Below are 26,874 nucleotides of genomic sequence, written 5' to 3'. Positions count from 1 at the left end.
TATCCCCGTAGTCATGGCTGACGAAACCGCCGAGTACGACGATTTTCTGACGGATCTCCAGTCCGTCGTCGCGCAGCGCGTCGAAGAACTGCGCGCACGGCAGAGTGCCGAGACGCCGGCTGCGTTCAACGACGACGAGAAGGTCGTGCGCGTGTGGCCGGAGCTGTCCGGCAGAATCATGGAAGAGTTCCGCTGATGGCGATCCGCGGAAGCCTCACCGAGGCGAGTCTCCCGGACGTGCTTCAGCTCCTCGCAATGGGGAAGAAGACCGGCTGCCTCGGCCTGACGTACGCCAACAACTTCGGCTACATCTACTTCGCCGACGGCGCCATCTCTCACGCGTCGATCGTCAACCGCAATCTCAGCACCGAAGAAGCGGTCTATCTTCTCTTCACATGGACGCAGGGCACGTTCAACTTCGAGCCTGGTGCGACTCCGGACGAAGGCGTGGCCATGCATTCCATAGATCCGCAATCGCTGCTCCTCGAAGGAGCGCGTCGCGTCGATGAGTGGGCGCTGATAGCAAAGAAGATCCCGACGTTCGACATCGTGTACGCCATGGATCGCCACCGCATGATGGCGATCGAGCGCGAGCTGACGCCGGAAGAGGAGAAGCTCGTTCCACTCATCGATGGCCAGCGGGATGTCAGCGCGCTCATCGCAGAGTCCAAGCTCGGCGAGTTCGTCACCGCGAAGACCCTGTACGGTCTGCTCATGACCGGCTACATGATGCGCGTGGGTGTAAGCACACGTGCGCGTGCGCCGGCGCGTACCGACGACAAGGCGACCGAGCACCGCAACCTCGGCGTCGCCTTCTACAAGACCGGAATGTACGAGGAGTCGCAGCGCGAGTTCCGGCGCGTCGACGCGTTGCGCGAGAACGATCCGGAAGCTTCGTTCTATCTCGGTCTCGTCGCCCTGAGGCAGGAGCAGTGGCCCGCGGCCGCACACGCATTCGAGCGATACGTGACACAACAGCACACGTCGCGCCCCGCGGTGTTCGTGAATCTCGCGTACGCATACGAGCAGATGGGTGAGATGGATCGCGCCCGCGCCGCGATGGCAGACGCGCTGTCCCATGGAGGTCGTGGCGACCCGCTGGTGCAGACCAACGCTGCTGCAATGGCCGTGGCGGCAAGAGATTACGAGACCGCCGACGCGGCGCTCGCCTCAGCTCGAACGCTGTGGGGAACACGCAGACCGCCGCCGGTGTGGTTTCACTATGCAGGCCTGGCCGCGGCGATGGTAAACGATCTCGATCGCGCGATAGCGCTGCTGAGCGAGGCGGTTCAGGTTTACCCGTCGTATGCAGTTCTGTGGAACAACCTCGCCGTGGCCTACGAGGCGCGCGGTGACTTCGACGACGCGCTGCGGACACTGGAGCGCGGGCTGATCGAGGATTCCACGCTCCCTCAACTGCATCGCAACTTTGCCGATTCGTTGCAACGCGATGGCCGATTTGACGAGGCCAGGGAAGCGTACCGTCGTGCGCACACCCTGGATGCCCAGTGATCATCGAGATGCAGAACGACCCGGGCGCCGACGACGGCTTTCGCGATCTCGCGGAAAAGATCACGCGCGAGAGCGAGTTTCGCTGCACCAACTACAAGGACGGCTGCGTGCGTCGCCGCATCGCCGTGCGCATGCGCGCGCGCGGTGCGGCGACATACGCACAATACGGCGATCTGCTCGACAACGACAGCAGCGAATACGAGCGGCTCATGGACGCGCTCACGGTGAACGTCACGAGGTTCTTTCGCAACCCGAACACCTTCGCCGTCGCGGCGGAGCGCGTGATCCCGGAGCTGTGGCATCGCGTTCCGCGAATCACGGTCTGGAGCGCGGGCAGCGCGTCGGGAGAGGAGGCGTATTCGCTGGCGGCGCTCTTTCACGAACATGCCCGTTCAATCGGTGCACTCGGACGTCTTGGCCGCGTGTCCGTGCTGGGCAGCGACATAGATCGCGGTTCACTCGACGCGGCGAATCGCGCGACGTATCTGCCGGCATCGTTCACGGATACGGCACCGGAAATACTCGACGAGCTGTTTCCCCGAATGGGAGACCGACGAACGGTGATCCCCGCGATTCGAGCGATCACACGGTTCGAGCGACGTGACATACTGCGAGACCCGCCGGTGCCGGCGGCGTTCGATCTCGTCGCATGCCGCAACGTCGTCATCTATCTGGATCGCGCCACTCAGGAAGCTCTTGTCGATTCGCTGTTCGACTCGTTGCGGCCCGGCGGCTACCTGATAATGGGTCACGTCGAGACGATTTTCGGAAGAGCACGCAGGAACCTCGTTCCGGTGGACATACGCGAGCGCATCTACCACAAGCCGCTATGACTGACACAACGTCGCGCGTGCATGGTGTGCTGGTCGTGGACGATAGTGCATTCATGCGCAAGCTGATCGCGGAGATGATCGACGCACATCCGGATTTCCGCGTGGTAGGCATTGCGCGCGACGGTGTCGATGCGATGACTCAGATCGACCGGCTCGATCCGGACATCGTCACGCTCGACCTCGAGATGCCGAAGCTGGACGGGTTGATGGTGCTCCGCCGCGTCATGACCGAGTCTCCGCGTCCGGTCGTGGTCCTGAGCGCGGGGGGCGCGCAGTACGGCGACGCTACGCTGCGCGCGCTCGAGCTCGGTGCGGTCGACTTCGTACGGAAGCCGTCGGGCCCGGTAAGCCTCGATCTCCCAATCGTTCGCGAGCGCTTGATCGCGGCACTCGGCGCAGCCGCGCGGGCAAGGCTGGCGCCACCGCCGGTCGTGCTCGAACGCGAAGTTTCCACCGTGCCGCTCGCGCCGCTGCAAAATCGCGGTGCGGCCACACACGTTGTAGTCATCGCGTCGTCCACCGGGGGGCCGCGGGCGCTTGCGGAGATAGTGCCACAGCTTCCGGCCGCACTCTCCGCGGCTGTGGTGATTGCCCAGCACCTCCCGGCTGAATTCACCGGGGCTCTTGCCGAGCGGCTTGCGCGGGCGAGTACCGTCTGCGTTCGCGAAGCGGATGACGGAATGCCGCTTTTGGCCGGCGCGGTGTATATAGCGCGTGGCGGAGTCAACACGAGCATCGCCAGCAGCGGCGCTGGCGAGGGTGGCGCCGCAGTGCTGCGGCAACATCCGGCCGCGGCTCGGTCAGGTGCGACGCCGTGTGCGGACGTGCTCTTCAGCTCCGCGGCAGAGGTATTCGGCGCAGCCTGCACCGGAGTCGTGCTCACGGGGATGGGACGAGACGGAGCGGCCGGTCTACGGAATATCAGATCGGGTGGCGGCCGTGCGATCATCCAGGACGAGCCGTCGTCCGCTATATATGGAATGCCGCGAGCGGCGCTACTGGAAGCCGGTGCGGATCGAGTGGTGTCGCTAACGATGATGGCGAGTGCGATAATCGGAATGGTCCCTGAGGAGCGACTGGAATGGCTGACAGCGTAGCCGATCTTCGGATCACCTTCGAGCAGTTGAAGCAGGAGATCGAGTCGCGCCAGATGCGCGACGATCCAGCTCTCAAGGCGTCGCTGATGGACGTGTATCGCGCAGTCGACGGATCGCTCGGGCAGCTCACGCGATTGAAGGACGACATTCGCGATCTCGTCGAGAAGTGGAAGGCGCGCAGAAATGTGTCGCCGGCCATGGCGCCGCAGTTTGCAGGCACGCGCCCCGTGGTGCACGAGGATCACATCGGCGCGTCCACGTTTCTCGAACGCGGCTGGTCCAAGATCTCGCTCGGCGATTACGAAGGAGCCGAGGAGGCACTGTCGCGCGCACTGGAGCTTGCGCCGACAAATACGGAAGGGCAGTCGCTGCTGGGCTGGGCGCAGATGCTTCAGGACAAGCTCGATGCTGCGCTGATGAACTTTCAATACGTGCTCGGCCGCGAGCCGGCCAACGCGCTTGCGCGCATCAACGTCGGTTACATCTGCCTCAAAAAGGGAATCTTCGGCGAGGCGATCGAACATCTGTCGAAGGCGCTGCGTCAGGACGAGGACGCTCGTGCGAAGTTGTACGCGAACTTCTATCTGGGGCTCGTTTACACCGAGCGCGAGATGTACGAGGACGCGCAGATCTTCTTCGAGCGATCCATCACGCTCGGGCCGAATCTCGTGGAGGCGTACTTCGAGCTGGGGCACGCTCTGTGGCTCGCTGGCGAACGTTCGCGCGCGGTGGCAGTGTGGAAACGCGGTGCCGGCGTGAACAAATTCAATCCCTGGAGCGTCAAGTGCGCCGAGATGGCCGCGACTGCCGATCGCGGCGAGACACCACGGCGAGCGTGGCTTTCACGAGGAGAATGAAACGGTCATCCTGATGCCCGTTCAATTAACAACAGATTAAGGTAGGGCCGTTCGCTTGACACCCGGCGTCCGCCGTCCGTACACTTCGCGTCTATGCCGAAAGAAACCATCAATATGGCAAACGCGACCGTTCCTGCGGCTGTTCCTGCCAGTCGCAGACTCATGTGGTGGGGCCTCGCGGCCATAACTCTTGTAGTGGGCTACGCCGATCTCTGGCGTGGCGGTGAGACTCTTGCCCCCGTGCTCCTGGTGCTCGCCTACTGCGTCCTGATACCAGTTGCAATACTCAAACGCTAGAACCTGCACCGGCGCCGAATCCGTTTCGGCGCATTTTCTGCACTTGGGCGAGTAGCTCAGCTGGTTAGAGCGCCTGCCTTACACGCAGGATGTCGGGGGTTCGAATCCCTCCTCGCCCATCATGATATGGCCGGACCGCTGGCGAACCTGGCCCTTGTAGTGGTGTACAAACGTTTACAATTTTGGAGGAGTCTCAGTTGAACGCACGTTATTCTTTGGCGCTCGCGGCCCTCGCTTTAGCCGGTGTTGCGCCGGCTCATGCGCAGGATGCCAAAGCGCGCATTACCGTGATGACCTTCCAGAGTCAGGAAAAGGGCACGGGCGCGAAGGCCGCCGATGAGCTTCGTAATCAGCTCAAAAACAAGTTCGATGTGAAGGACGTCTACGTCCTTCCCACCAAGGACGTCAACAATACACTGGAGCAGTCCGGCTTCTCGGCCAGCGAGCCACTCGCGCCGAACGACGAGAAGGCTCTCGCAAATCTGTTGCGTGCCGACGAATACGTAACGGGCTCGGTCGAGAAGGCTGCGACGGGCGCCTACACCGTAAATGCGCGCATGGTTCTGGCGCGCGATAACACACTGTCTCAGGCACTTCCCTCGGCCACGAACAGCAAGGTCGGCGACGCGATGGACGCGATTTCCAAGTCCATCCGTGACGCCATGAAACAGCTCGACGGTGAGAAGGAATGCATCAACAAGGCTCGCAGCGGTGATATCGCCGGCGCGCTTGCGGCTGCCCACAAGGGCGTTGCCGCATATCCGCAGGCGACACTCGCTCGTCTCTGCGCCGCCAACGTACAGTACTCGCGATACCAGAAGGCAACGACGCATGCCGATTCGGTTGCGCTTGCCGATTCCGTGCTTGCCGTAACGCGCGTAATCGCACAACAGGATCCCAAGAGCGTCGCGGCGCTCAAGTTCAACACCGAGCTGTACAAGGTTATTGGCGACAGCGCACAGTCGCGCGCCACACTCCTGGCTCTCATCCGCGCCGATCCGACCAACGACAAGCTCATCAGCCAGGTCGTCAACGAGCTCGCTGGGTCAGGTCACGCCAAGGAAGCGGAGCCACTCGTAAAGGAGCTGCTCGACCGCTCGCCGGGTGATCCACAGCTGCTCCGCACCGCGTTCCTCGTCTACCTCGCGGCGCAGGACTGGCAGCAGGCAGTCACGACGGGCCCTGAGCTGATTCGCGCGGATACCTCCGCTGCCGATAGCTCCTACTTCACCCGCATGGCCGCCGCGTACCTCAGCATGAACCAGGCAGCCGACTCGGCGCAGGCCATCGCAGTATTGCAGGCCGGCACTCAGAAGTATCCGAACAATGGCGATCTGCTGCTCTCGCTCGCGTCCGCTTTGCGCAAGGCGAATCGCGCTCCCGAGGCAGTAGCCGTCCTCAAGCGTGCGATCGCCGCGAATCCCAACAATCCGCAGGCACTGCTGTTGCTCGCTGACAGCTACTCGCAGGCGAACCAGGAGGATAGCGTTGCGGCCATTCTGCAACGTGCGGCGACTGCGCCTGGCGCCGACAAGAGCACCATCGCGCAGTATGCGCTGGGTCAGGGTAACAACATGTACAAGGCAGCCAACGCATCCAAGGACCGCGCTCAGTTCCAGGCGGCGATCAAGATGCTGCAACTCTCCGACAGCATCCAGCCGTCAGTAGATGCCAAGTTCCTGGCTGGCGTGTCCGCCTTCTCCGTGGCGCAGAGCGCATACAACGAAGCCAATACGTCCAAGAGCTGCCCGTTGGCTCAGACTGCGCGTGAGAACCTCAGCGTCGCTCAGACCGGCCTGCAGGCCGGTGCGACGGACGACAAGTACAAGGCGGCCGCGGGACAGTTCCTCCCGGTGATCGCCCAATTCCTGCCTGCCGCAGACGCGCAGGTCAAGAAATTCTGCAAGTAGCGGCGCGGGCTCTTACTGCCCGTTAGGTTGCACCAACCGCCCCGGTTCGCGCCGGGGCGGTTTTTTGTATATTGGCTGCCTCCCTCGTCGCGTCCGCCGTATCTTGGAAAGCAATCGTGTCGCCGATAACTGAACGATCGTTCGAAAGCGGGTACCATGATCCTGTCATGGTCACTGAGGTGCTTGACGCACTTGGGAGCGCGGAGTCGGTACTCGACTGCACGCTGGGCGGTGGTGGCCATTCGCTCGCGTTGCTCGAGGCCGGCGCGTCAGTTACTGGAGTGGACCGCGACAGCGACGCCATCGCCGAGGCAACCGCGCGGCTCAAAGCGTTTATCGAGACAGGGCGCTTCCGCGCGATTTACGGCGACTTCACGCACATCGATCAGATCCCCGAATTGCGCAACGAGTCGTTCGCCGGGATTCTGGCTGACCTCGGCGTTTCATCGTCGCAGATAGATCGCGACGAACGCGGCTTCTCATTCAGGCCAGGCGTTGCGCTGGACATGAGGATGTCCGGGAAAGGCGAATCCGCGGCAGATCTGCTCAACACCGCAACCGTAGAGGAGCTCACGCGGATATTCCGCGAATACGGCGATGAGCCTCGCGCCCGCCGGCTCGCAAACGAGATCGTCCGCCGCCGCTCGACGCGTGACTTCGTCATTGCCGATGATCTGGTCGGCGCCATTCGGGGCGCTTTTGGTGCGTCGGCCGGTCCAGGCGACTTCGCTCGCCTCTTTCAGGCGCTACGCATCGCGGTTAACGACGAGTTGAGTGGACTCGAGCGCGTCCTTCCCATACTGCGTGACATGCTCGCGCCGGGCGGCACTCTCAGCATCATCGCCTATCACTCCGGCGAGGACAGGCTGGTCAAGCACGCGATGCGTGCGTGGAGCACCGCGTGCACTTGCCCTCCACGCCAGCCTGTGTGCACATGTGGGGGCGTCGCGCTCGGCAGACTGGTCACGCGGAAGTCGATCACCGCGAGCGCTGCGGAGATCGCACGCAACCCACGCGCGCGTAGTGCTCACCTCAGATCATGGCAAAAAGCGGCGTGAGCAAGGCCGGCGATTCGACTCGCGCGAAACCAGCGGCGAAGCGTCGCACGCGCAAGCGGCGCGGCCGGACGATCATGGCGGCGTTACTGATCGGCTTCGTGGTCGTCGCCAGCGCGGTGATCTGGCGACGTAGCTACGGCATAACGCAGGCTCGGCACATGGCCGATCTGGATCGTCGCATCGTGCAGCTGGAAGCAGAGCGTGGGCGGCTCGCCGCGCTCATACGCGACGAATCCAGTCGTACGCAGCTCGGTCCCATCGTGCAGCAACTGGGAATGCGCATTCCCGATGACCGTCAGGTCCGGTCGATCCCGCGAGGAGCGCAACCGTGAAGGCCCCGGGTCGCCTCACGATCGTACACGGCGTACTGGTCGTATTCGCGCTGGCGCTGATCGCGAAGGCGGGATACGAGCAGTTGTTTCGCAGCGACTACTGGAGCAAGATCGGCCAGCGGCAGCACTATGTATCGTCGGGATTGCCGGCGCCGCGCGGACAGATACTCGACGCCACGGGGCGGCCGCTCGTGGAGAGCAGGGAGATGGTGCGCATCAGCGTTGCGCCGCGTCAGGTGAGAAATCGGACCGCACTCGCGCGCGATCTGAAGCTTGCCAGCGTCGATCCACGTTTCGTGTCGATGTCACTCGATACGATGCGAAAGTGGGTGGACGTGCCCGGCGCGTTTCTTCCCAACGCAGTCGCACCAGCCATCGCATTACGCGGCGTGTATTCCAAACCCGTTATGGATCGCGTTTACGCGACGTCGGGCGGCATCCGTCGGATCGTCGGACGCGTCGGTCCTGACGGGAAGGCTCTGGACGGCATAGAGCTCGCGCTCGATTCGCTGTTGCGCGGCGACACAGCGACGGTGCGCGTCGCGCGGGACAAGAGCGGCCGTCCGCTGGCCGCACCGGACGATGCGGATGATCCGACACCCGGCAGCACCGTCGTTCTCACGATCAATCGCGAGCTGCAGGAGATTTGCGATCGCGCGCTGGCAGTCGCCGTCGACAGCCTGCACGCCGACGGTGGCGACATCGTCGTGATGAATCCCAACACCGGCGACATTCTCGCGATGGCGAGCAACCGTGCCGATCCGGCTGCGGTCGCGAATACCGCAGTCACGGAGCCGTACGAGCCAGGCTCGACAATGAAGCCGTTCGTCGCCGCGCGGTTGCTGCAACTCGGCAGGGCAACTCCTGATCAGACCGTGGATACGTACGGCGGTCATCTGACGATCAACGGACGCACCATCACCGACGCGGACGAGCACCCGTCGATCCTGTCGCTCACGGACGTGATCAAGCATTCGAGCAACGTCGGCATTGTTCGTTTTGCGGATCGGATGTCAGTCCGGGAGAAGTTCGAGATGTTGCGCGACATGGGCTTCGGAACGCAGACGACCGTTGCACTTCCGGCGGAATCGCCGGGTGTCGTGCGTGATCCCAGCGGTTGGACGCCGCAATCGGCAGCGTCGGTCGTCATGGGCTATGAGGTATCGGTTACTCCGCTGCAGATGGTCACCGCGTACAGCGCGATCGCGAATGGTGGCGAGCTGCTCGTGCCGCACATCGTCAAGGAGATCCGTGCCGCCGACGGCACCGTTCGGTACGCCGCACAACGTCAGGTCGTGCGACGCGTGATGACTCCTGAGGTCGCGACGGAAGTGCGTACGATGTTGCGCGACGTAGTTGCGGGCGGAACATCCACCAAAGCCGATCTGGCCACGCTCGACGTGGCCGGAAAGAGTGGCACCGCGCTTCGCAACGCACACGGACGCTACATCGCAGGCTCCTACACTGCGTCGTTCGTCGGGCTCTTTCCGGATGACAAGCCGCAGTTCGTCATTCTCGTCAAGCTGGACAATCCTCAGATGGGGTTCTACGGAGGAATCGTGGCCGGAGGAGTGACCAACGTCGTGTTGCGTGCAGCACTCGCGGCGCGTGACGCCGCGCTCAATCGCGGAGAGCTCGCGTCATCCGTGCATGCTCCCCGTCCGGACACGACGCCGGCCGGAAAGGCAGCGGAGCGTGCGCGGCTCGCGAGTGAAAGGAAGATCGATAGTGCAGACGTGGCGGATTCGCTGCGCGAACTGGCCCATGCTCCTCCCGTGGATTCCGATCCGCGCACCAGCGAGTCATACGTCGTGACTCTGCCGTCGAAAACACGCGCGATTCCCCCCGTGGTGTCGCCGCGCGCGGTGCCGGACGTCGGGGGACTGCCGCTCCGTTCCGCGGTGCGCGCGTTGCACGCCGCAGGTTTCAGGGTCGAGCTCGTGCAGGGCGCCGCGTTGCCTCTGGTGCCGGTGGCGGGAACGATGCTCGAGCGCGGACGGGTGGTGAAATTGGGTATCGCACATTGAGCGGCGCAACAAAGGACCCGATCGTTGCCGCGAAGCGCATAGAGATCGCCCGCGCAGCCGCCGCGCGTTACGGGTATCCGGGCTTGTCGCTGCGCACCGTTGCCGTAACCGGGACCAACGGAAAAACGACCACTGTCAACATCCTGCGCGCGTTGCTCGATCTTCCAGTTGCGCCTGCTGCATCGATCGGAACACTTGGCGTCCTCGTCGGCGCGGAGGGCAAGCTCGTTCCCGGCGGACTCGGTCTCACCACACCGGGGCCGGACGAGCTTCAGCGGGTTTTGCGTGAGCTGGTTGACATGGGCATTCGTTCGCTTGCCATGGAAGTGTCGTCGCACGCGCTGGATCAGGCGCGCGTATTCGGAATGAGCTTCGACGCCGCGGTGTTCACCAACATCACGCGGGATCATCTCGACTACCATGGTACGATGGAGGAGTACTTCGGCGCCAAGGCGAAGCTCATCTCGTATCTCAAGACGACCGGGATCGCGGTCGTGAACGCGGATCAACCGGAGTGGACGTCGCTTCCGGTCGCACCACGAATCGTGACGTACGGAATAACCGCCGGCGACATGCGTGCCGAGGACGTTGCATTCGACGCAACGGGAAGCAGCTGGATGTTGAGGATGGGTGATCAGTCGGTGCCGGTTCGGCTGCCGCTGGTCGGTGATTTCAATGTCATCAACGCGCTCGCGGCGGCTTGTGCTGCTCAATCGCTTGGCATTCCGCTGCGCGCACTCGCGTACGCGCTGCGCGAGATTCCACAGATACCCGGGCGACTGGAGCTGATTGCCCAGGAGCCGCCGGTGATCCGTGATTACGCCCATACTCCCGACGCGCTCGTTCGATCTCTCGCTGCCTTGCGGCCGTTCGTATCGGGAAAGTTGATCCTCGTGTTCGGCGCTGGCGGCGACCGTGATCCCGGCAAGCGTCCGATCATGGGAGCGGCCGCGGAGACTGGTGCGGACAGGGTCATCGTTACGAGCGACAATCCGCGCACGGAGGATCCGGACATGATCATCGATGAAATCGAGCGCGGAATGTCGTTACCGCACGATCGCATTACTGACCGTCGCAAGGCGATCGCGCGCGCAATCGCCATCGCCGGACCAGGCGACACCATTCTGCTCGCAGGCAAGGGCCACGAGACATACCAGGTGATCGGCACGGAGAAGCATCCGTTCGATGAGCGTCAGGTAGTCGCAGAACTGCTGGGTCACGCGACTTGAGCGACGGATTCTGGACGGCTGACAGGCTCGCTCACGCCCTCGCGTCGCGAGTCTCGACCAACGCGCCGCGCGGCTCGCACGCACTTGGAAACGTGTCTACTGACACTCGCTCGCTTCGCCCGGGCGACATATTCGTTGCGCTGGTCGGTGATAGATTCGACGCGCATGATTTTCTCAGGGAGGCTGTTGCCGCGGGAGCGCGCGCTCTGGTGGTAAGTCGCAACGCAGCAATCGGCGAGTTCGACGTTCCCATCTACCTCGTCGATGACACGCTCGTCGCGCTCGGCGATCTTGCCCACTTCAGGCGGTTGGCGTGGGGCGGTCCGGTAATCGCCGTCGCCGGTAGCAATGGCAAGACCAGCACCAAGGAGCTGCTGCGCTCGGCACTGGAGTCGCGCCTCGCAGTGCACGCGACCAGCGGCAACCTCAACAATCGCATCGGTGTGCCCCTGACACTGCTTGCGCTGCCCGCCGAGTCGGACGTTGCAATCATCGAGCTTGGTACCAGCGTACCGGGCGAGATTGCAATGCTGTGTGATATCTCGCGCCCCGACGTAGCCATCGTTACGTCGATTGCGGAGGAACACCTCGAAGGCTTCGGCGATCTCGCCGGAGTTATGCGTGAGGAGACGTCGGTGTTTCACGGTGTCGCGGTCGGAATAGTCCCGTCGTCGGATGTCGATCTGGTAGCCGCTGCGTCGCCGCTGCGACTGGTGACGGCCGGACTCGACGACGGTGACGTTCACGCCACCTCCTGGAGACTGGAGACCGATGGCACCGGGACCGTTACCGTCGATGGCGTATCCATTCATTCCCCTCTGCGCGGTGCTCACAATCTCAGGAACCTGATGCTTGCGCTTGCCGCGGCGCGCGAAGTCGGTGTCGGGCCGCAGGACGCGGCACGCGGCATCGCGTCGCTCACGCCACCACCGATGCGTGCAAACTGGCAGACGATTGGGCGCGCGCTCGTGATCAACGACGCGTACAATTCGAATCCCGGATCTGCAATCGCTGCGATCGACATGCTCACCGCGGCACCCGGTATGCAGAAAGTCGTGGTGCTTGGCTCGATGCTTGAACTGGGTGCCAACTCGGACCGCTGTCATGACGATGTCGCGCGCGCGGCTATCGCTGCGCCAGTGGCCGTCATCGGCGGATTCGGCGAGTTCGCGGCAGCGCTTCGACGAGTCGCTCCGGATGATGAACGGGTCGTGATTGCCAGCGACGTCGACCAGCTGTGGTCCGCGCTCGCTCCGCATCTGCAGTACGGTGCCACCATATTGTTGAAGGCGTCTCGTGGCGCGAAGCTCGAGCGCATCCTCCCACATATCACCAGCTGGGCGAACCACGATTGCTGAACTACCTCCTCGTTCCGCTCAGTCCGTACCTGGGATTCCTGCGGCTATTCAACTACATCAGCTTCCGCGCGGCGGGAGCAGCCGTCACCGCACTCCTCCTGTCGTTCCTCGTGGGGCCAGTCATCATAGGCGCCCTGAAGCGCAATCGTATCGCCCAGGTGGTGCGGGCGGGAACCCCGGACAGTCATGCTGGCAAGGCCAACACGCCGACGATGGGCGGTCTCATAATCCTGATTGCGACCATCCTGCCGACGGTGCTGTGGGCCCGTCTGACGAATCGGTACATCTGGGTCTGTGTCTTTGTGATGTTGTGGATGGGCGCGATTGGATTCCTTGACGATTATCTCAAGCTGCGCCAGAAGGCCCGCGGTGAAGCGAACCGGGGTTTGATAGAGCGGTACAAGCTTACCGGCCAGATTGCACTCGGCCTCGCCCTTGGCCTCTACGTCTGGCATTTCCCGATTTCGAACCTCCCGGGTGCGTCGACGACGTTACCGTTCTATAAGTACGTTCTGATAATCCCGCTATCACCCGCGCTCGCGTGGCTCTACGTGCTGTTCGTCACATTCGTGATGACCGGCACCAGCAACGCGGTGAACATGACCGACGGGCTCGACGGTCTCGCGGCAGGTCTGGTCGCAATTGCCGCGCTGACGTTTGCCGGTTTCGCATACGTCATCGGTCGCGTCGATCTGAGTCACTCGCTCGGACTGTTCTTCATGAGCGGCGCCGGCGAGCTGACGGTGTTCTGCGCGTCCATACTCGGCGCGTGTATCGGATTCCTCTGGTTCAACACGCATCCGGCGGAAATCTTCATGGGTGATACGGGCTCGCTCGCACTGGGCGGCGCGCTCGGCGCCATTGCGGTGCTGCTCAAGTCCGAGTTCCTGCTTGTCTTTGTGGGTGGCTTGTTCGTCGCGGAGATGGTGTCTGTGATTCTGCAGCGGTATGTGTTCAAGTACCGGAAGAAACGCTACGGCGTGGAGTACGCGCGAGAGCATCGTGTGTTCCGAAGGGCTCCGCTGCACCATCACTTCGAGATGAAGGGGTGGACGGAATCACAGGTCGTGGTAAGGTTCTGGATCATCGGAATTCTCTGTGCATTCCTCGCCTTCAGCACGCTCAAGCTGAGATGACCGTGCAGCCGATGATTCCGCCAACAGCAGGCGAGATCGTTGTCATCGGTCTCGGACGCAGCGGTGTCGCCGCCTCCAGCCTGCTTCGCGCACACGGCTACGACGTGTACGCGTGCGACGATGCCACCTCGCCCAGACTCGCCGATATCGCGCACGAACTCACGACGCGTGCTGTGAGCGTCCAGATCGGAGGCCACGATGCGGCTCGAATAGCGCGCGCGGCGCTGGTCGTCGTCAGTCCCGGAGTTCCACCCGACGCGCCCGCCATCATCGCAGCCAGCAATGCGTCACGCGCTGTCGTGAGTGAGATCGAGATCGCGCTTCGCTACATGCCGAACGTTCGCTACATCGCGGTCACCGGCACGAACGGAAAGACGACGACCACAGCGCTGATCGGAGCGCTCCTGCGCGGCCTGGGCGTGACTGCCCCCGACGCGGGCAATATCGGTACGCCACTGTCGGAGGTCGCACTCGCCGAACCGCAGCCTGCGTGGGTGTCACTGGAGCTGTCTTCGTTCCAACTTCACGACACGCCGAGCATCGCTCCGGACGTTGGCGTGCTCACAAACCTGAGTGCGGACCACCTGGATCGCTATGCGACCGTCGGCGATTACTTCGCTGACAAGGCTCTGCTCTTTCGCAACGCCACGTCACAATCGCGCTGGGTGTTGAACGCTGATGATCCCGCTTCGCTCGACATGGCGCGTGGCGTGACGGGTGACCACTTACACTTCAGCATCGCCAAACAGTCGGACGCATGGTACGACCGCACGGCAGATTCCCTCGTCGTGTTCGATGCTCCGCTGCTCTCGCGCGGTGACCTGCGTCTCCTCGGCGATCACAATGTCGCCAATGCCCTGGCGGCGTCGCTCGCCGTCATGGCTGCATCCAGTGACTTCCGTACGCCCGCCGCTCGCGAAGCGATAGCCGATGCGTTGCGGTCATTTCGCGCCATGCCCAACCGGCTGGAAGTGGTTGGCGAGTGGGACGGCATCGAGTGGATCAACGATTCCAAGGCCACGAATGTCGCTTCGACGCTCGTGGCGGTGCAGGGAATGACGCGACCGGCCATTCTGCTGCTAGGCGGTCGGCACAAGGGTGAGCCGTACACGGCGCTCGCCCAACCGATTGCGGAACACGTCAAGCACGTAATTGCGTTTGGCGAGGCCGCTCCGATCGTGCAGCACGATCTGGCCAACGCTGTCGCGCTGACGCGCGTCGATGGCACCTTCGAAGAAGTGATCGCCGCAGCCCGCGGTGTGGCCACGAGCGGCGACGCGATTCTGCTCTCGCCCGCATGCTCCAGCTACGACATGTTCAACAACTATGTGGAGCGCGGTCAGCGCTTCCGCGAGCTGGCGTCGCAAGGCCATGACTGAAGCCGTTCAGCATGTGCGGTATCGCTGGCACATGACATGGGAAGCGCGCGTGCTCACCATGCTGACGCTCGCCTTCCTCGCGTTCGGCCTGGTTACCGTGTACAGCGCGAGCAGCATCGTGGCGCTGCAGGCGGGGCACAATGGCGCGTACTACATGCTGCGGCAGCTGAGCGGCATGTTGTTCGGGCTGGTGCTCTTCGCGTTTGCGGCCAAGTTCGACGCTGAGCGATGGTATGACCTGGCATGGCCCGTAATGATCGTGTGCCTCGTCCTGCTCGTCATCGTCGTACTGCCGTTCACGATTCGCTGGGCGCCGCGAATCCACGGCGCGCGCCGGTATCTGTTCGGATCCAGCATGCAGCCATCCGAAATCGCAAAGCTTGCCGTCGTGGTCTGGACCTCGATGCTCGTGGTCAAGAAAGGCGACGCGATGCGCCGGCTGAGCAAGGGATTGTTTCCCTTTCTCGTGATTGTCGGCCTGTTGGACGTGCTGGTGTACGTCGAGCCTGACCTGTCGTCCGCGATGTTCTACACGCTGATCATGGGGATCATTCTGTTCGCTGCCGGCGTCCGGATCGGCCATTTCGTCGCTCTCGTGGCGATCGCGATTCCAGCGCTTTACTCCAGGGCGGAGAAGCTGCAGTACGTGATGCTGCGAATGACGGCGTTCTTCAATCCTGGTGTCGCGCCGCACGTGGACTATCAGGCGCGGCAGTCGCTCATCGCAATCGGCTCCGGCGGCCTGCTCGGCGTTGGATTCGGGCAGGGAAGGCAGCAGTACGGATTCCTTCCGTTTGCGTACGACGACTTCATTGCCGCCAACATCGGTGAGGAACGCGGCTTCATTGGGCTCACGTTACTGGTGCTCGGGTTCGTGGCGTATGCCTATCTGGGCTTCCGGATCGCTCGGGCCGCCAGGTCCAAGTTCCAGCAGCTGGTCGCCGTGGGGATAGTCGCTACGATCGTGATCAGCGCATTTCTCCACATTGGCGTCACTATCGGTCTGCTACCGAACACGGGGCTCGCTCTTCCATTCATATCCTACGGACGCACGAGCATGGTTCTCACCCTCGTGATGACCGGGATCCTGATAAACATCGGGAGTGAGCGCGAACGGGTGATCGGTGAAGGGGCGACCAACCCTCTGCGGTCTGCGGAGCAGTGAACGTTCTCTTCGCCGGCGGCGGCAGCGGAGGGCACCTCTATCCTGCGCTGGCTATCGCCCGTGCGATGGTCGCGGCCGACTCGCGGGTCGTTCCGTTCTTTATTGGCGCCGAGCGCGGGATCGAGCGAACCATTCTGCCCGAAACCGAGTTCGAGTACGAGCTATTGAACCTGCATCCGCTCTACCGGTCACAGCCCTGGCGAAACTGGCGAACGATCATGGCGTCGAGCGGCAGTTGGCGTCGGATTACCCGGATCGCCGCCGAGCGGTCGCCCCGCGCGCTGGTCGCCACCGGCGGGTATGCAGCCGGTATTGCACTCGGAGTCGCGGCGAAACGGCGGATTCCAATCGTGATCCAGGACCAGAATAGCGTTCCGGGCCTCACGGTTCGCTGGTTCGCGCCGCGCGCAGCTCAACTGCACCTTGGCTTTCCGGAAGCGGCCCGGGCTCTTCGTCTGGGCGGTCGAACGCAAGTATTCTATTCCGGCAACCCTATCGCCCCTCCGCCACCACTGAACGAACGACCGTCCAAATTGGAGGCCGTGTCAAGGTGGGGGTTTGCGGACACCGCAGCTCCGGTGCTGCTCGTCTTCGGAGGGAGCCAGGGGGCGGAGGCGATCAACCGGGTCGTGGCGAAATGGCTGGCTCGAACGGGCAAGGAGATCCGCGTCATATGGGCGACCGGGCCGGCGAACTTCAGAAAGTATGCTCGCTACGAGCGTGGTTCGGTTCGCGTGGTTCCGTACATCTCGGACATGGCCTCGGCCTACTGTGCGGCGGATCTGGCGCTCACTCGCGCCGGCGCGATGACCACGGCGGAGCTCTCGGCGTGGGGTATTCCCACGATCCTGGTCCCGCTGCCAACAGCCGCGGCGGACCACCAGACGCACAATGCCCGCGCCATCGCCGACGCTGGCGCCGCCGTCATGATTCAGCAGGAGGCGCTGACGCCGGAGTCCCTGGGAGCCATGGTGACGCGACTCGCAACCGATGCCGACATGCGGCGTGAGATGCGTGAAAAAACGTTGATGCGCGCTCGACCTGATGCTGCGCAAGATATTGCTGCTAAAATACTTGAGATGGATTGCTTCAAGTGATTTATGATGTCTTTTCCGGTGATGACGACCGTCCCGTTCACTTCGTGGGGATCGCCGGTGCCGGCATGAGCGCGCTCGCGGAGCTCTTCGCCCGTCGCGGCGTGAAGGTCACTGGGTGCGACACCAATCCGGCGGCGGCGCGAGCCGACTTGGGCCGGTTGGGCATCGACGTGATGGAGGGCCATTCGCCTGCTCATGTTGCTGGTGCGCGGGCTGTCGTGTTCACATCCGCGATGGGCCGCGACCATCCGGAACTGGTGGCGGCGCGCGAGGCCGGCACACCGGTGATCCGCCGCGCGGAGGCGCTGGGCGCGGCCGTCTCGTCAGGCGACGTGGTGGGAATCGCCGGCACCCACGGCAAGACCACGACGACCGTAATGACCACCACGGCTCTCCGTTCGGCGGGGCTCGACCCCACGGGAATTGCCGGCGGCCGCGTCGCGGAATGGGACGGCAACATGTCGTTCGGATCCGATCGGCTCTTCGTGGTCGAGGCTGACGAATACGACCGATCGTTCCTGGCGCTCGACCCGGCCATCGCCGTGGTCACGAACGTCGAGGCAGACCACCTCGACATCTACACCGATCTTGCCGACATCCGCGCGACGTTCAGCCGGTACGTGAGCGGTGCGCGCGCGATAGTCCTCTGTGCCGACGACAGCGGCGCCAACTCGCTGGAGCTGCCCGCGACCGCCGAGGTGATCCGGTACGGATTGAACTCGCCTGACGCGCGGCTCGTGGCGCGCGACGTTCGTCCGGTGGATGGCGGCTCGACCTTCGCCGTCTTCTACGACGGCGAGAGCAAGTGTGACGTGACTCTACGCGTGCCCGGCATCCACAACGTGCGGAATGCTCTCGCCGCGATCGGATCGGGACTCGCGCTCGGGGTCGAGCCGGTGCAAATGGTGGATGGACTTGCGGCGTTCACCGGCGTCGAGCGGCGCTTCCAGCGCATTGCCGAGGTCGGCGGTGTCGCAATCGTGGACGACTATGCCCATCATCCCACCGAGATCGCGGCGACGATACAAGCTGCCCGGGCCACCTTTCCGGGGCGCCGGCTAGTGCTTGCCTTCCAGCCGCATCTCTACAGTCGGACGCGCGATTTCGCACCGCAGTTTGGCACCGCTCTGTCCGGTGCCGACGCGATCTTTCTGACGGAGCTGTATCCGGCGCGAGAGAAGCCGATCCCGGGCGTCAGCTCGGACCTCGTGCAACAGGCGATCGCCGCGGCCGGTGGCACGTTGACGTGGAGGGGGGAGAGGCCTGCGCTCGCCGAGGCACTATCCACCGAAGTGCGCGCAGGCGACGTTGTGATCACCGTCGGCGCGGGCGACATCACGCGAACGGCTCGCGAGCTGCGCGACATTCTGCTCTCGTCCACCAGGAACTCTTGAAGTTTCCCGAGCGACTCAAGAAACCCGGCTATCGGTATCTGGCCGGGATCATCCTTGCAGCGGCGCTGCTCACGTCTCCCAGGTGGGGACGGGCGGCGATGCACCGGATGACGTACTTCCACGTCAGGAAGCTTGAGATTCGCGGCGTGCGATACCTTCAGCCGGACGATGTGGTTGCGCGGCTCCGTGTGGATACGCTCCGGTCGATCGTCGATGACGTAGCTCCGCTCGAGGCGCGGCTCAGGTCCCATCCACAGGTTGCCGATGTCCGCATCACTCGGCGCTTTCCCGGAACGCTGATAGTCACGATCCGAGAGAACATGCCGGTCGCGCTCGTGCCACGCGGAGATGGGCTCCAGCCTTACGACTCTGCGGGGCGCGCGCTGCCTATCGACCCCAGCAGAGCGAATCTGGACCTTCCCATCGTGACCGCTCCGGATCGCGATGCGCTTCGGCTGGTCGGGGAGCTGCGTGCGGTCGATCCCAGGATGTTTGGACTGATCAGCGAGGTCGCACCCGATGGGCACGACCTGGTATTCACGCTAAACTCATCATTGCGTGTGCGAGCGTCGGCGGGGGTGGCCCCGCAACGCTTCCGGGATATCTTTCCCGTTGAATCCGACCTGGCCCGCCGCAATGAGCGGGCAGCAGAGTTGGACATCCGTTATCGCGATCAGGTTGTCGCAAGGCTTGAATGAACGTTGAACGCGTAGTTGCCGGCCTGGACATAGGCTCCGCGAAGACCACTGCCATCATCGCGGAAGCGATTGGCGACCGTCACCCGACGATCCGGATTCTCGGAGTCGGTCAGGCTCGCACAACCGGACTTCGCCGCGGAATCGTGTCTGACATCGAGGAGACGACCCGCTCGATTCAGAAAGCGATGCAGGACGCCGAGCGCATGGCCGGTACGAGAATAGAGAACATATTCGCCGGCATCGCGGGCGAGCACGTTCATGCGATGAGCAGTACTGGGATCGTCGCGGTGAACGGCGAGGAGATATCCCGAGCAGACGTGGATCGCGCGAACGACGTCGCGCGTGCGCAGGCGATCCCGCAGGATCGCGAGTTGTTGCATGCGATTCCGCAGGAGTACACCGTCGACAAGAACGCTGGTGTGCGCGATCCGATCGGAATGATCGGCACCCGTCTCGAGACGGAGATGTACCTGGTGACGATCGGAAGCTCGCCTGCGATGAATCTGCGCAAGAGCGTGGAGCGGGCTGGATACCGTGTGCGTGATCTCGTTCTGGAGCCGCTCGCAAGCGCGCTGGCCGTTCTCACGGAAGACGAGAAGGAGCTGGGAGTCGCGCTCGTCGAGCTCGGTGCTGGAACGACCGACATCGCGATATTTCACGAGGGGAAGATCAGGCATCTCGCGACGCTCGGCTTCGGTGGCAACATCGTGACGAACGACATCGTGCACGGGCTGGGGGTGACGCAGTCGGACGCCGAGCGACTGAAGGAGCGTTACGGCAGCGCGTACGAGCCGATGGTCGATCCCGCCGATGTCATCCAGCTGCCCAGCACGGTGGCGCAGGGCGACAGGCAGATCCCGCGCGAGCTGCTGGCGCACATCATCCATCAACGCATGGATGAGATTTTCGACATGGTCCACGGCGAGATACATGGGGCGGGGTACGGTTCGCGGCTCGCTGGCGGGATCGTACTGACCGGTGGCGGAGCGGCCATGGAAGGAATAACCGAGCTTGCCGCAAGCGTGTTCGGCACCGGTGTGCGGGTTGGCGTCCCGGGCGAGCATGTCGGCGGGCTCAGCGATTCAGTGGAAGCCCCACGATTCGCCACTGCGGTCGGCCTCGCGTTGTACGGTGCCAACCGACTTGTCGCGGACGGCGGCGGTCCGAGTGCCAAGCGGAACTCGTTCAATACGCCCGGCGTCGACAAGCTCGCCAAGCGGATGAAGAACTGGCTGGAGGATTTCTTCTAAAGAACTTCCTGAGAGCTTCCTGCTTCGTGGTCGACAGCGATTGGCGGCGGATCGGATGTCAACCGTCGCGCGAGAAGGCCCGTGAGCGCTTGATGTCGCAAAGCTGTCGGAAAGTAAAATCGTGTGGAAAAATTGCTAAACGTTTTATGTGTGAAGTGTCCGGCGTTCGATCGTCAATTGGGCATGGTCGGGAGCGTGTCTTTCACGTATATTAGCCCGTCCATACGATCCCACCCGCCTAGGAGTGCATACCGCGATGATATTTGAGTTTGAGGAGAACACATCGCAGAACGCGCGGATGAAGGTTGTCGGCGTCGGCGGTGGCGGTGGCAACGCTGTCAACAGAATGATCGAGGAGCGCCTTGAAGGCGTCGAGTTCGTCTCGGTCAATACGGATGCCCAGGCTCTTCTCAACTCGAAATCGGACGTGAAGCTTCAGATTGGCAAGAAGCTTACGCGTGGACTTGGAGCAGGCGCGCGCCCGGAGGTTGGTCGCCAGGCAATCGAAGAAAATCGCGACGAGGTGCTGCGTGCCATGACGCATGCGGATCTCGTCTTTGTGACTTGTGGAATGGGCGGCGGCACGGGTACGGGCGCCGCCCCTGTCGTCTGCGAGCTGGCGCGGCAGGCTGGCGCTCTCACTGTCGGCATCGTCACCAAGCCGTTCCTCTTCGAGGGACGCAAGCGTATGCGACAGGCCGAGCTCGGCATCGCGGAGATGCGAAAGAACGTCGATACGATGATCGTCGTACCGAACGAGCGTCTGCTCGCAGTGGTAGGCAAGGGGATTCCGTTTCAGGAAGCGCTCAAGAAAGCCGACGAGGTTCTGCTCCACGCGACGCAGGGCATATCGTCGCTTATCTCCGTCACGGGACTCGTCAACGTCGATTTTGCAGACGTCCGCACGGTCATGCAGAACGGTGGTTCGGCCCTGATGGGTACCGGAATCGGCCGCGGTGAAAATCGCGCGGTCGAGGCTGCGCAGCAGGCGATTGCCAGCCCGTTGCTCGACAACGTCTCGATCTCCGGCGCGACCGGCGTACTCGTGAACATCACCGGCGGCGAGGATCTCACGCTCGGTGAAGTTCATCAGATCAACGAGATAGTTCACGAAGCCGTGGGTGAGGAAGCCGAGATCATTTTCGGTGCAGTTCACGAGCCCGCGATGCATGGTGAAATTCGCGTTACGGTCATTGCGACCGGTTTTGATCGCGGCATCGCCAGCAGTGCCCCTCAGCCAGTATTCGGTAGCACCGTTCAGCACCCAGTTCGCGGTGCGCCGGTGATTCCGCTTCATTCCACGAGAACGGTGCGCCCCAACCAGGCGCCAGCGGCCAACGGCGGTCAAACTCGTCCGACCCCCGCTGCAATACCAGAAATTCCGAGACGAGTGACGCCGTTCAGCCCGGGGTCGTCTTCGAATGACGGTCGGGACCAGGAACTAAGCGATATGGAGATCCCGACCTTTATTCGGAGGCAGATGGATTGAAGGAAGTAGCAGCGCGCGCCGGCACATATGGAATAATCGGGTTGATGGCATGGGTGGCAATTCTCTTCACGCCACCTGTAGCCTCGTCCGCGCCGGTCACAGATCCCGCCGCGCTTGCCGCGACAAACAGGGCGATTGCCGCAACCGCGGTGGCAACGCTCGATCCGGTTATTGTTACAACCCCGGCTTCATCTGTCCCTGAGATCAGCTTCAAACCCGTCGTTGTCGAAGCCGCACTCCTCCCGGGCGTGGACACCGTCGCACTGAACGGCACCATTCATTCATCACTCTCCGCGTCGCTCGCGCACGTCGGGCAGGGTGAGCTGCCAGCTGCGCAACGCCGCTCGATCGCATGGAATCTCGCCGACATCTTCGAGCACCGCGTTGACATGTCCCGCGATCTTGACGACGGCGACACGTTCCACGTGCTCGTGGAGCGCTTGCAGAAGCCAAACGGGAAGGTGATCGTCAACAAGATTCTCGGTGCCAAGCTCTCACTCGGCGACGAGATCATCGAAGCGATTCACTTCAAGAGCAACAGCTCCGGCAGCGAATGGTTCGACGGACACGGCAAGTCATTGACGTCGACTTTCCTGCGCACACCGGTAAACTTCCGCCGTATATCATCGGTGTTCGGATTGCGCGAGCATCCGATCTTCGGAACGTGGCGCAATCACACCGGCACCGACTACGCAGCCGCGATGGGAACGCCTGTGCACGCGATCGGTGACGGCGTCGTGGTCACGGCAGCACGGGTCGGTGGCTATGGGAACATGATCGACATCCGTCACGGCAACGGCATGGTCAGCCGCTACGGACACATGAGCAGATTCGCGCGTGGAATTCATTCCGGCACGCACGTGAAAATGGGCGAGACTATCGGTTACGTCGGCATGACGGGTTGGGCAACCGGTCCGCATCTTCACTTCGAGATTCGTGTCAATGGAGTCGCGCGCGACCCCAAGCTCGCCCTCAAAGGGCAGAACGGTGCTACGCTCAGCGGCTCGGAGACTGCGCTGTTCAACGAGATCCGCGCGCATACACTCGCAGTCATGGCGCACTCGAGCGAGCCCAAGCAAGTCGCGATGCGCTGATCCGCGCTCGGCGACACAGAATGCACGAGATCCCGCTGGAGACGTACTCCAGCGGGATCTTTTTTGCGAGCAGCGCAGGTTCCGATCAATCACTCCATTCGTCATTCCCGCTTTCGCGGGAATGACGACTCTCTGGCACGCGTTCGCTGGCATCACCGCCGCCGATGAGACGTCACACGACGATCACTACAGAATCCGCGCCGCAGTGACTGCAATCGGTCGCGCCCGCACGCAGCACCTTCCCGCACGATACGCAGGTCCGCACGCCGTTCGGCTGGGCCGGATATCTGCGCCTCCGGTGGCGGCGTTTCAGCAAGTCAATCATGATAAGGAGCGCGATCGCTGCGAATACTATGGCTGCAATGACGATGTACATTCGGCCCTTCCTGTAGGTGCGACCATCGCTGGAAGGACTATGCCAGAGACAGTTCGCTTGATCTCTCGACCGCGCGTTCAGGGTAAATTACTGTCAGAATCGCTCATGTCACGCCACCACCCGGTGGCGACTGTACGTTTTTGACTTATCCAGCCGGGCTCGGCTGCGCCCGAATTTTCCCCCAAAAATGGCATTTCTGTCTCGTAAGGAAGGCGACGTCCCCAGGCGGTCGCTGTGGCAACGGATCAAGGACGTTGCCCTCACCGACGTCGCGGTCATCGCGAGAGGCGGGGTGGACAAGGGGTCGCTCGAGCAGGTCGAGGAGATCCTGCTTCAGTCGGACTTCGGTGTGCCCGTAACGCTGCGGCTCGTCGATGAGATATCCCGCCAGGCACAGCGCGGTCAGGTCAGGACGAGCGACGAGTTCAAGACGGCGCTCAGCAAGGGCATCGAGAACGCGCTCCGCGCCGGCAACGCAGACCCGGCACTTCGCGCCGCGGAAAGCAAGCCGCTGGTGATGCTGATCGTCGGTGTGAATGGTGCGGGGAAGACGACATTCATCGGAAAGATCTCCAGCGCGTTGCGTGCAGAGGGCAAGACAGTGCTCGTGGGAGCGGCTGACACCTTCCGGGCGGGCGCGATCGATCAGCTGCGTGTGTGGGCGGAGAGAACCGGAGCAGAGTTTGTCGGCGGCCCGGAGCGATCGGATCCGGCGTCGGTTGCATACAACGCGGTGGAAGCCGGCATCACGCGTGGCGTAGACGTCGTCATCGTGGATACCGCCGGACGGCTGCACACGAGCGACAGTCTGATGGAGGAACTGCGCAAGGTGAATCGCGTCATTGCAAAGCGGCTTCCCGGTGCGCCGCACGAAACACTGCTTGTTCTGGATGGCACTATCGGACAGAACGCGGTGAGCCAGGCGAAGACATTCGCGGCGTCGGTTCCGCTTACCGGTCTTGTGGTCACGAAGCTCGATGGCACCGCGCGCGGTGGAGTGGTCGTCGCGGTCCATGAAGCGATCGACGTGCCGGTGAAATTCGTCGGTGTCGGTGAGAAGGCGAGCGATCTGGTTGCATTCGACGCGGCGCGTTTTTCTCGCGAGGTTGTAGGCGACTGATGGCGCGAAGCGGCGCGCCATCGCCGATGTCCGGGCGAATGCGGCTCGATACGCCGATCAATTTCCTCAAGGGTGTCGGGCCAGCGCGTGCGGAGTCGCTGCGCAAGCTCGGCATCATCACGGCCGGCGACCTGTTGTGGCACGTGCCCCGCCGGTACGAAGATGCAAGCACGGTAAGGCACATCTCGTCACTCGAGCCCGGAATGGACGCGACGGTAATCGGCCGCGTGATCTCCAAGGGCGTGATACCGACGCGCAAGGGATTGCGCATATTCCAGGCTGTCGTGCGCGACGACAGCGGCATCATCGAAGTGGCGTGGCCGGGCCAGCCATTTCTCGATCGTGTCATACACAAGGACGACACGTTGTTGTTGAGCGGGCCGGTGCGCTTCTTTCACGGGCGTCAGCTCGCACCGCGCGAATACGTCAATCTCGGTCCCGACGAGAACCCGACCAGTGGTGGACGCGTGTTGTCGGTCTATCCGGCAACCGAGGGAATCTCGTTCAAGGTTCTGCGCTCACTCATCGACGCCCACCTGGACGCACTGCTGCCCCTCGTGGAAGACGAGCTGTCGCCGCAACTACTCGGCCGCGCACATGTCGTCGGACTGGCGGATGCATTTCGCATGGTGCATCGGCCCGCATCGATCGCCGAGGCTGAGCGCGGGCGCGAGCGTCTTGCATTCGATGAGCTGTTCTTCGTGCAGTTGCTGCAGCGCCGCGCGAACCGGTTGGCGCGGGACGAGCGAGGCGGCATCCGATTCGAAAACCATCGCAAGCTCACATCGGCGTTGCGCGAACAGCTGCCCTACACGCTCACGAATGCACAGGTGCACGCGTTGCGCGAGATAGTTGCGGACATGTGCAGTCCGCGGCGCATGCACCGTCTGCTGCAGGGCGACGTGGGAAGCGGCAAGACCATAGTCGCGCTGTTCGCGGCACTCCTGGCCGTTGAAAACGGCTACCAGGCCGCTCTCATGGCGCCAACCGAGTTGCTTGCCGAACAACATCTGCGCACTTTCACGACGCTGCTCGCACCGCTCGGTATCGAACCGCTGTTGCTGACGGGAAGCCTGGGTGCGCGCGAAAGGAAGGCAGTTCTCGCACGCATGGCGAGTGCGGAGCCGGTCATCGTTGTCGGCACACACGCGCTGGTGCAGCAGAGCGCGCAGTTCGCACGACTGGGCTTCGTTGCGATAGACGAACAGCACCGATTCGGTGTCGAGCAGCGTGAAGCAATCGCGGGGAAGGGCGAAGCGCCGGATACGCTCTTAATGAGCGCGACTCCGATTCCGCGCTCCTTGGCGCTCACGACTTACGGCGACCTGGATGTGAGTACACTCGACGAGCGACCGGCGGGCAGGTTGCCGATCACAACGGTGTCGCGTGCGGAATCGGCGCGCGGCCGCGTGTTCGCGTTCCTGAGGCACCAGATCGAGGCCGGCCGCCAGGCCTACATCGTCTATCCCGTGATCGAGGAGTCGGAGAAGACCGATCTGAAGGCGGCGACCGTAATGTTCGATCAGCTGTCTGCGTCGGTGTTCGCGGATCGCCGAATGGCACTCCTTCACGGGCGTGTTCCATCCGAGGAGCGCGATCGCGTGATGCGTGCGTTTCGTGATGGCGAGATCGATATTCTCGTTGCGACCACGGTCATCGAAGTCGGCATCGACGTGCCGAACGCCACAGTGATGCTGATCGAGCATCCCGAGCGATTCGGTCTGTCGCAACTGCATCAGCTGCGCGGACGCGTCGGTCGCGGAGCGGAGGCTGCGTACTGCATCCTGCTCGGCGACGTGGGAGAGGAGTCCGCCGAGCGCCTGGCGATCTTCACGGGGACCGATGACGGTTTCGAGATCGCGCGACAGGATCTCAGATTGCGCGGCATGGGCGATCTATTCGGACAGCGTCAGAGCGGCGAAGCGATGTTTCAGATCGCCGATCCGCTCCGTGACGAAGCTCTGAACCTCATCGCGCGCGAAGAAGCGGAGCGTGTGCTCGGCGCAGACCCGGAACTCGTCGCGCCGGAGCACGCCGGAATCAAGCGCGTATTGACGGCACGGTATTCACGGGCGCTGGAGTTGTTCAGGGTGGGGTGAGTGCGAGTGCGCGGCTGCAGTAGCGGGGTCTGGATATCCCGACACGCCAGGGCCAGGCACGGGGGCC

At 63.0% G+C, this 26,874-nt stretch carries 23 protein-coding genes and 1 tRNA gene; all 24 read left to right on the top strand.

Features of this window, described 5'->3' with window-relative positions; genetic code table 11:
- The first annotated feature begins 13 nt into the window (after positions 1 to 13).
- A complete protein-coding gene (locus tag V4529_09525) occupies positions 14 to 196 on the top strand; it encodes a hypothetical protein (protein ID MES2358568.1) in 183 nt (60 codons plus the stop codon).
- Entirely contained in the window at positions 196 to 1,512 is a 1,317-nt protein-coding gene (locus tag V4529_09520; protein ID MES2358567.1) for a DUF4388 domain-containing protein, read from the top strand. The genes V4529_09525 and V4529_09520 overlap by 1 nt, the downstream gene beginning before the upstream one ends.
- Entirely contained in the window at positions 1,509 to 2,345 is an 837-nt protein-coding gene (locus tag V4529_09515; GenBank protein ID MES2358566.1) for a protein-glutamate O-methyltransferase CheR, read from the top strand. Before V4529_09520 ends, V4529_09515 begins: the two co-directional genes overlap by 4 nt.
- A complete protein-coding gene (gene cheB, locus V4529_09510) occupies positions 2,342 to 3,442 on the top strand; it encodes a chemotaxis-specific protein-glutamate methyltransferase CheB (protein ID MES2358565.1) in 1,101 nt (366 codons plus the stop codon). Before V4529_09515 ends, cheB begins: the two co-directional genes overlap by 4 nt.
- The gene (locus tag V4529_09505) at positions 3,427 to 4,299 is read left to right on the top strand and encodes a tetratricopeptide repeat protein (GenBank protein MES2358564.1); all 873 of its coding nucleotides are present in this window, start codon (positions 3,427 to 3,429) and stop codon (positions 4,297 to 4,299) included. The genes cheB and V4529_09505 overlap by 16 nt, the downstream gene beginning before the upstream one ends.
- A 93-nt stretch (positions 4,300 to 4,392) precedes the next feature.
- Entirely contained in the window at positions 4,393 to 4,596 is a 204-nt protein-coding gene (locus V4529_09500; protein MES2358563.1) for a hypothetical protein, read from the top strand.
- Between the two features lie 45 nt (positions 4,597 to 4,641).
- A tRNA-Val gene (locus V4529_09495) sits at positions 4,642 to 4,715 on the top strand.
- A gap of 78 nt (positions 4,716 to 4,793) precedes the next feature.
- Entirely contained in the window at positions 4,794 to 6,506 is a 1,713-nt protein-coding gene (locus V4529_09490; protein ID MES2358562.1) for a tetratricopeptide repeat protein, read from the top strand.
- 179 nt (positions 6,507 to 6,685) lie between these two features.
- On the top strand, positions 6,686 to 7,564 hold the full coding sequence (gene rsmH, locus V4529_09485) for a 16S rRNA (cytosine(1402)-N(4))-methyltransferase RsmH (protein MES2358561.1): 879 nt from the start codon (positions 6,686 to 6,688) through the stop codon (positions 7,562 to 7,564).
- Positions 7,546 to 7,896: a hypothetical protein gene (locus V4529_09480; GenBank protein ID MES2358560.1), complete on the top strand. Its 351-nt coding sequence runs from the start codon at positions 7,546 to 7,548 to the stop codon at positions 7,894 to 7,896. Before rsmH ends, V4529_09480 begins: the two co-directional genes overlap by 19 nt.
- Positions 7,893 to 9,923, top strand: a complete 2,031-nt coding sequence (locus tag V4529_09475; GenBank protein MES2358559.1) for a penicillin-binding transpeptidase domain-containing protein — start codon at positions 7,893 to 7,895, stop codon at positions 9,921 to 9,923. Before V4529_09480 ends, V4529_09475 begins: the two co-directional genes overlap by 4 nt.
- The gene (locus V4529_09470; GenBank protein MES2358558.1) at positions 9,920 to 11,152 is read left to right on the top strand and encodes a UDP-N-acetylmuramoyl-L-alanyl-D-glutamate--2,6-diaminopimelate ligase; all 1,233 of its coding nucleotides are present in this window, start codon (positions 9,920 to 9,922) and stop codon (positions 11,150 to 11,152) included. Before V4529_09475 ends, V4529_09470 begins: the two co-directional genes overlap by 4 nt.
- Entirely contained in the window at positions 11,149 to 12,510 is a 1,362-nt protein-coding gene (murF, locus tag V4529_09465; protein ID MES2358557.1) for a UDP-N-acetylmuramoyl-tripeptide--D-alanyl-D-alanine ligase, read from the top strand. The genes V4529_09470 and murF overlap by 4 nt, the downstream gene beginning before the upstream one ends.
- Complete coding sequence (mraY, locus tag V4529_09460) at positions 12,504 to 13,646, top strand: phospho-N-acetylmuramoyl-pentapeptide-transferase (protein ID MES2358556.1); 1,143 nt, start codon at positions 12,504 to 12,506, stop codon at positions 13,644 to 13,646. Before murF ends, mraY begins: the two co-directional genes overlap by 7 nt.
- Positions 13,647 to 13,657: 11 nt before the next feature.
- Positions 13,658 to 15,025, top strand: a complete 1,368-nt coding sequence (gene murD / locus V4529_09455; GenBank protein MES2358555.1) for a UDP-N-acetylmuramoyl-L-alanine--D-glutamate ligase — start codon at positions 13,658 to 13,660, stop codon at positions 15,023 to 15,025.
- Positions 15,018 to 16,190: a putative peptidoglycan glycosyltransferase FtsW gene (locus V4529_09450; GenBank protein ID MES2358554.1), complete on the top strand. Its 1,173-nt coding sequence runs from the start codon at positions 15,018 to 15,020 to the stop codon at positions 16,188 to 16,190. The genes murD and V4529_09450 overlap by 8 nt, the downstream gene beginning before the upstream one ends.
- The gene (gene murG / locus V4529_09445) at positions 16,187 to 17,287 is read left to right on the top strand and encodes an undecaprenyldiphospho-muramoylpentapeptide beta-N-acetylglucosaminyltransferase (protein ID MES2358553.1); all 1,101 of its coding nucleotides are present in this window, start codon (positions 16,187 to 16,189) and stop codon (positions 17,285 to 17,287) included. Before V4529_09450 ends, murG begins: the two co-directional genes overlap by 4 nt.
- A complete protein-coding gene (gene murC / locus V4529_09440) occupies positions 17,284 to 18,681 on the top strand; it encodes a UDP-N-acetylmuramate--L-alanine ligase (GenBank protein ID MES2358552.1) in 1,398 nt (465 codons plus the stop codon). The genes murG and murC overlap by 4 nt, the downstream gene beginning before the upstream one ends.
- Entirely contained in the window at positions 18,678 to 19,379 is a 702-nt protein-coding gene (locus tag V4529_09435) for an FtsQ-type POTRA domain-containing protein (GenBank protein ID MES2358551.1), read from the top strand. Before murC ends, V4529_09435 begins: the two co-directional genes overlap by 4 nt.
- Positions 19,376 to 20,629 carry a cell division protein FtsA gene (gene ftsA, locus V4529_09430; protein ID MES2358550.1) on the top strand — a complete coding sequence of 418 codons (1,254 nt, stop codon included), beginning with the start codon at positions 19,376 to 19,378 and terminating at the stop codon, positions 20,627 to 20,629. Before V4529_09435 ends, ftsA begins: the two co-directional genes overlap by 4 nt.
- Positions 20,630 to 20,885: 256 nt before the next feature.
- The gene (ftsZ, locus tag V4529_09425; protein ID MES2358549.1) at positions 20,886 to 22,118 is read left to right on the top strand and encodes a cell division protein FtsZ; all 1,233 of its coding nucleotides are present in this window, start codon (positions 20,886 to 20,888) and stop codon (positions 22,116 to 22,118) included.
- Positions 22,115 to 23,212 (top strand): M23 family metallopeptidase, encoded by a 1,098-nt coding sequence (locus tag V4529_09420; protein MES2358548.1) that lies wholly within the window; start codon positions 22,115 to 22,117, stop codon positions 23,210 to 23,212. Before ftsZ ends, V4529_09420 begins: the two co-directional genes overlap by 4 nt.
- A gap of 563 nt (positions 23,213 to 23,775) precedes the next feature.
- Positions 23,776 to 24,708, top strand: a complete 933-nt coding sequence (ftsY, locus tag V4529_09415; protein ID MES2358547.1) for a signal recognition particle-docking protein FtsY — start codon at positions 23,776 to 23,778, stop codon at positions 24,706 to 24,708.
- Positions 24,708 to 26,807: an ATP-dependent DNA helicase RecG gene (gene recG, locus V4529_09410; protein ID MES2358546.1), complete on the top strand. Its 2,100-nt coding sequence runs from the start codon at positions 24,708 to 24,710 to the stop codon at positions 26,805 to 26,807. Before ftsY ends, recG begins: the two co-directional genes overlap by 1 nt.
- Positions 26,808 to 26,874 lie beyond the last annotated feature (67 nt).

It is taken from the genome of Gemmatimonadota bacterium (genome assembly GCA_040388625.1).
In the GTDB taxonomy this organism is placed as follows: domain Bacteria; phylum Gemmatimonadota; class Gemmatimonadetes; order Gemmatimonadales; family Gemmatimonadaceae; genus Fen-1247.
The sequence above is the reverse complement of the archived record's forward strand: the minus strand, read 5'-3'. Positions and strand labels throughout refer to the sequence as shown.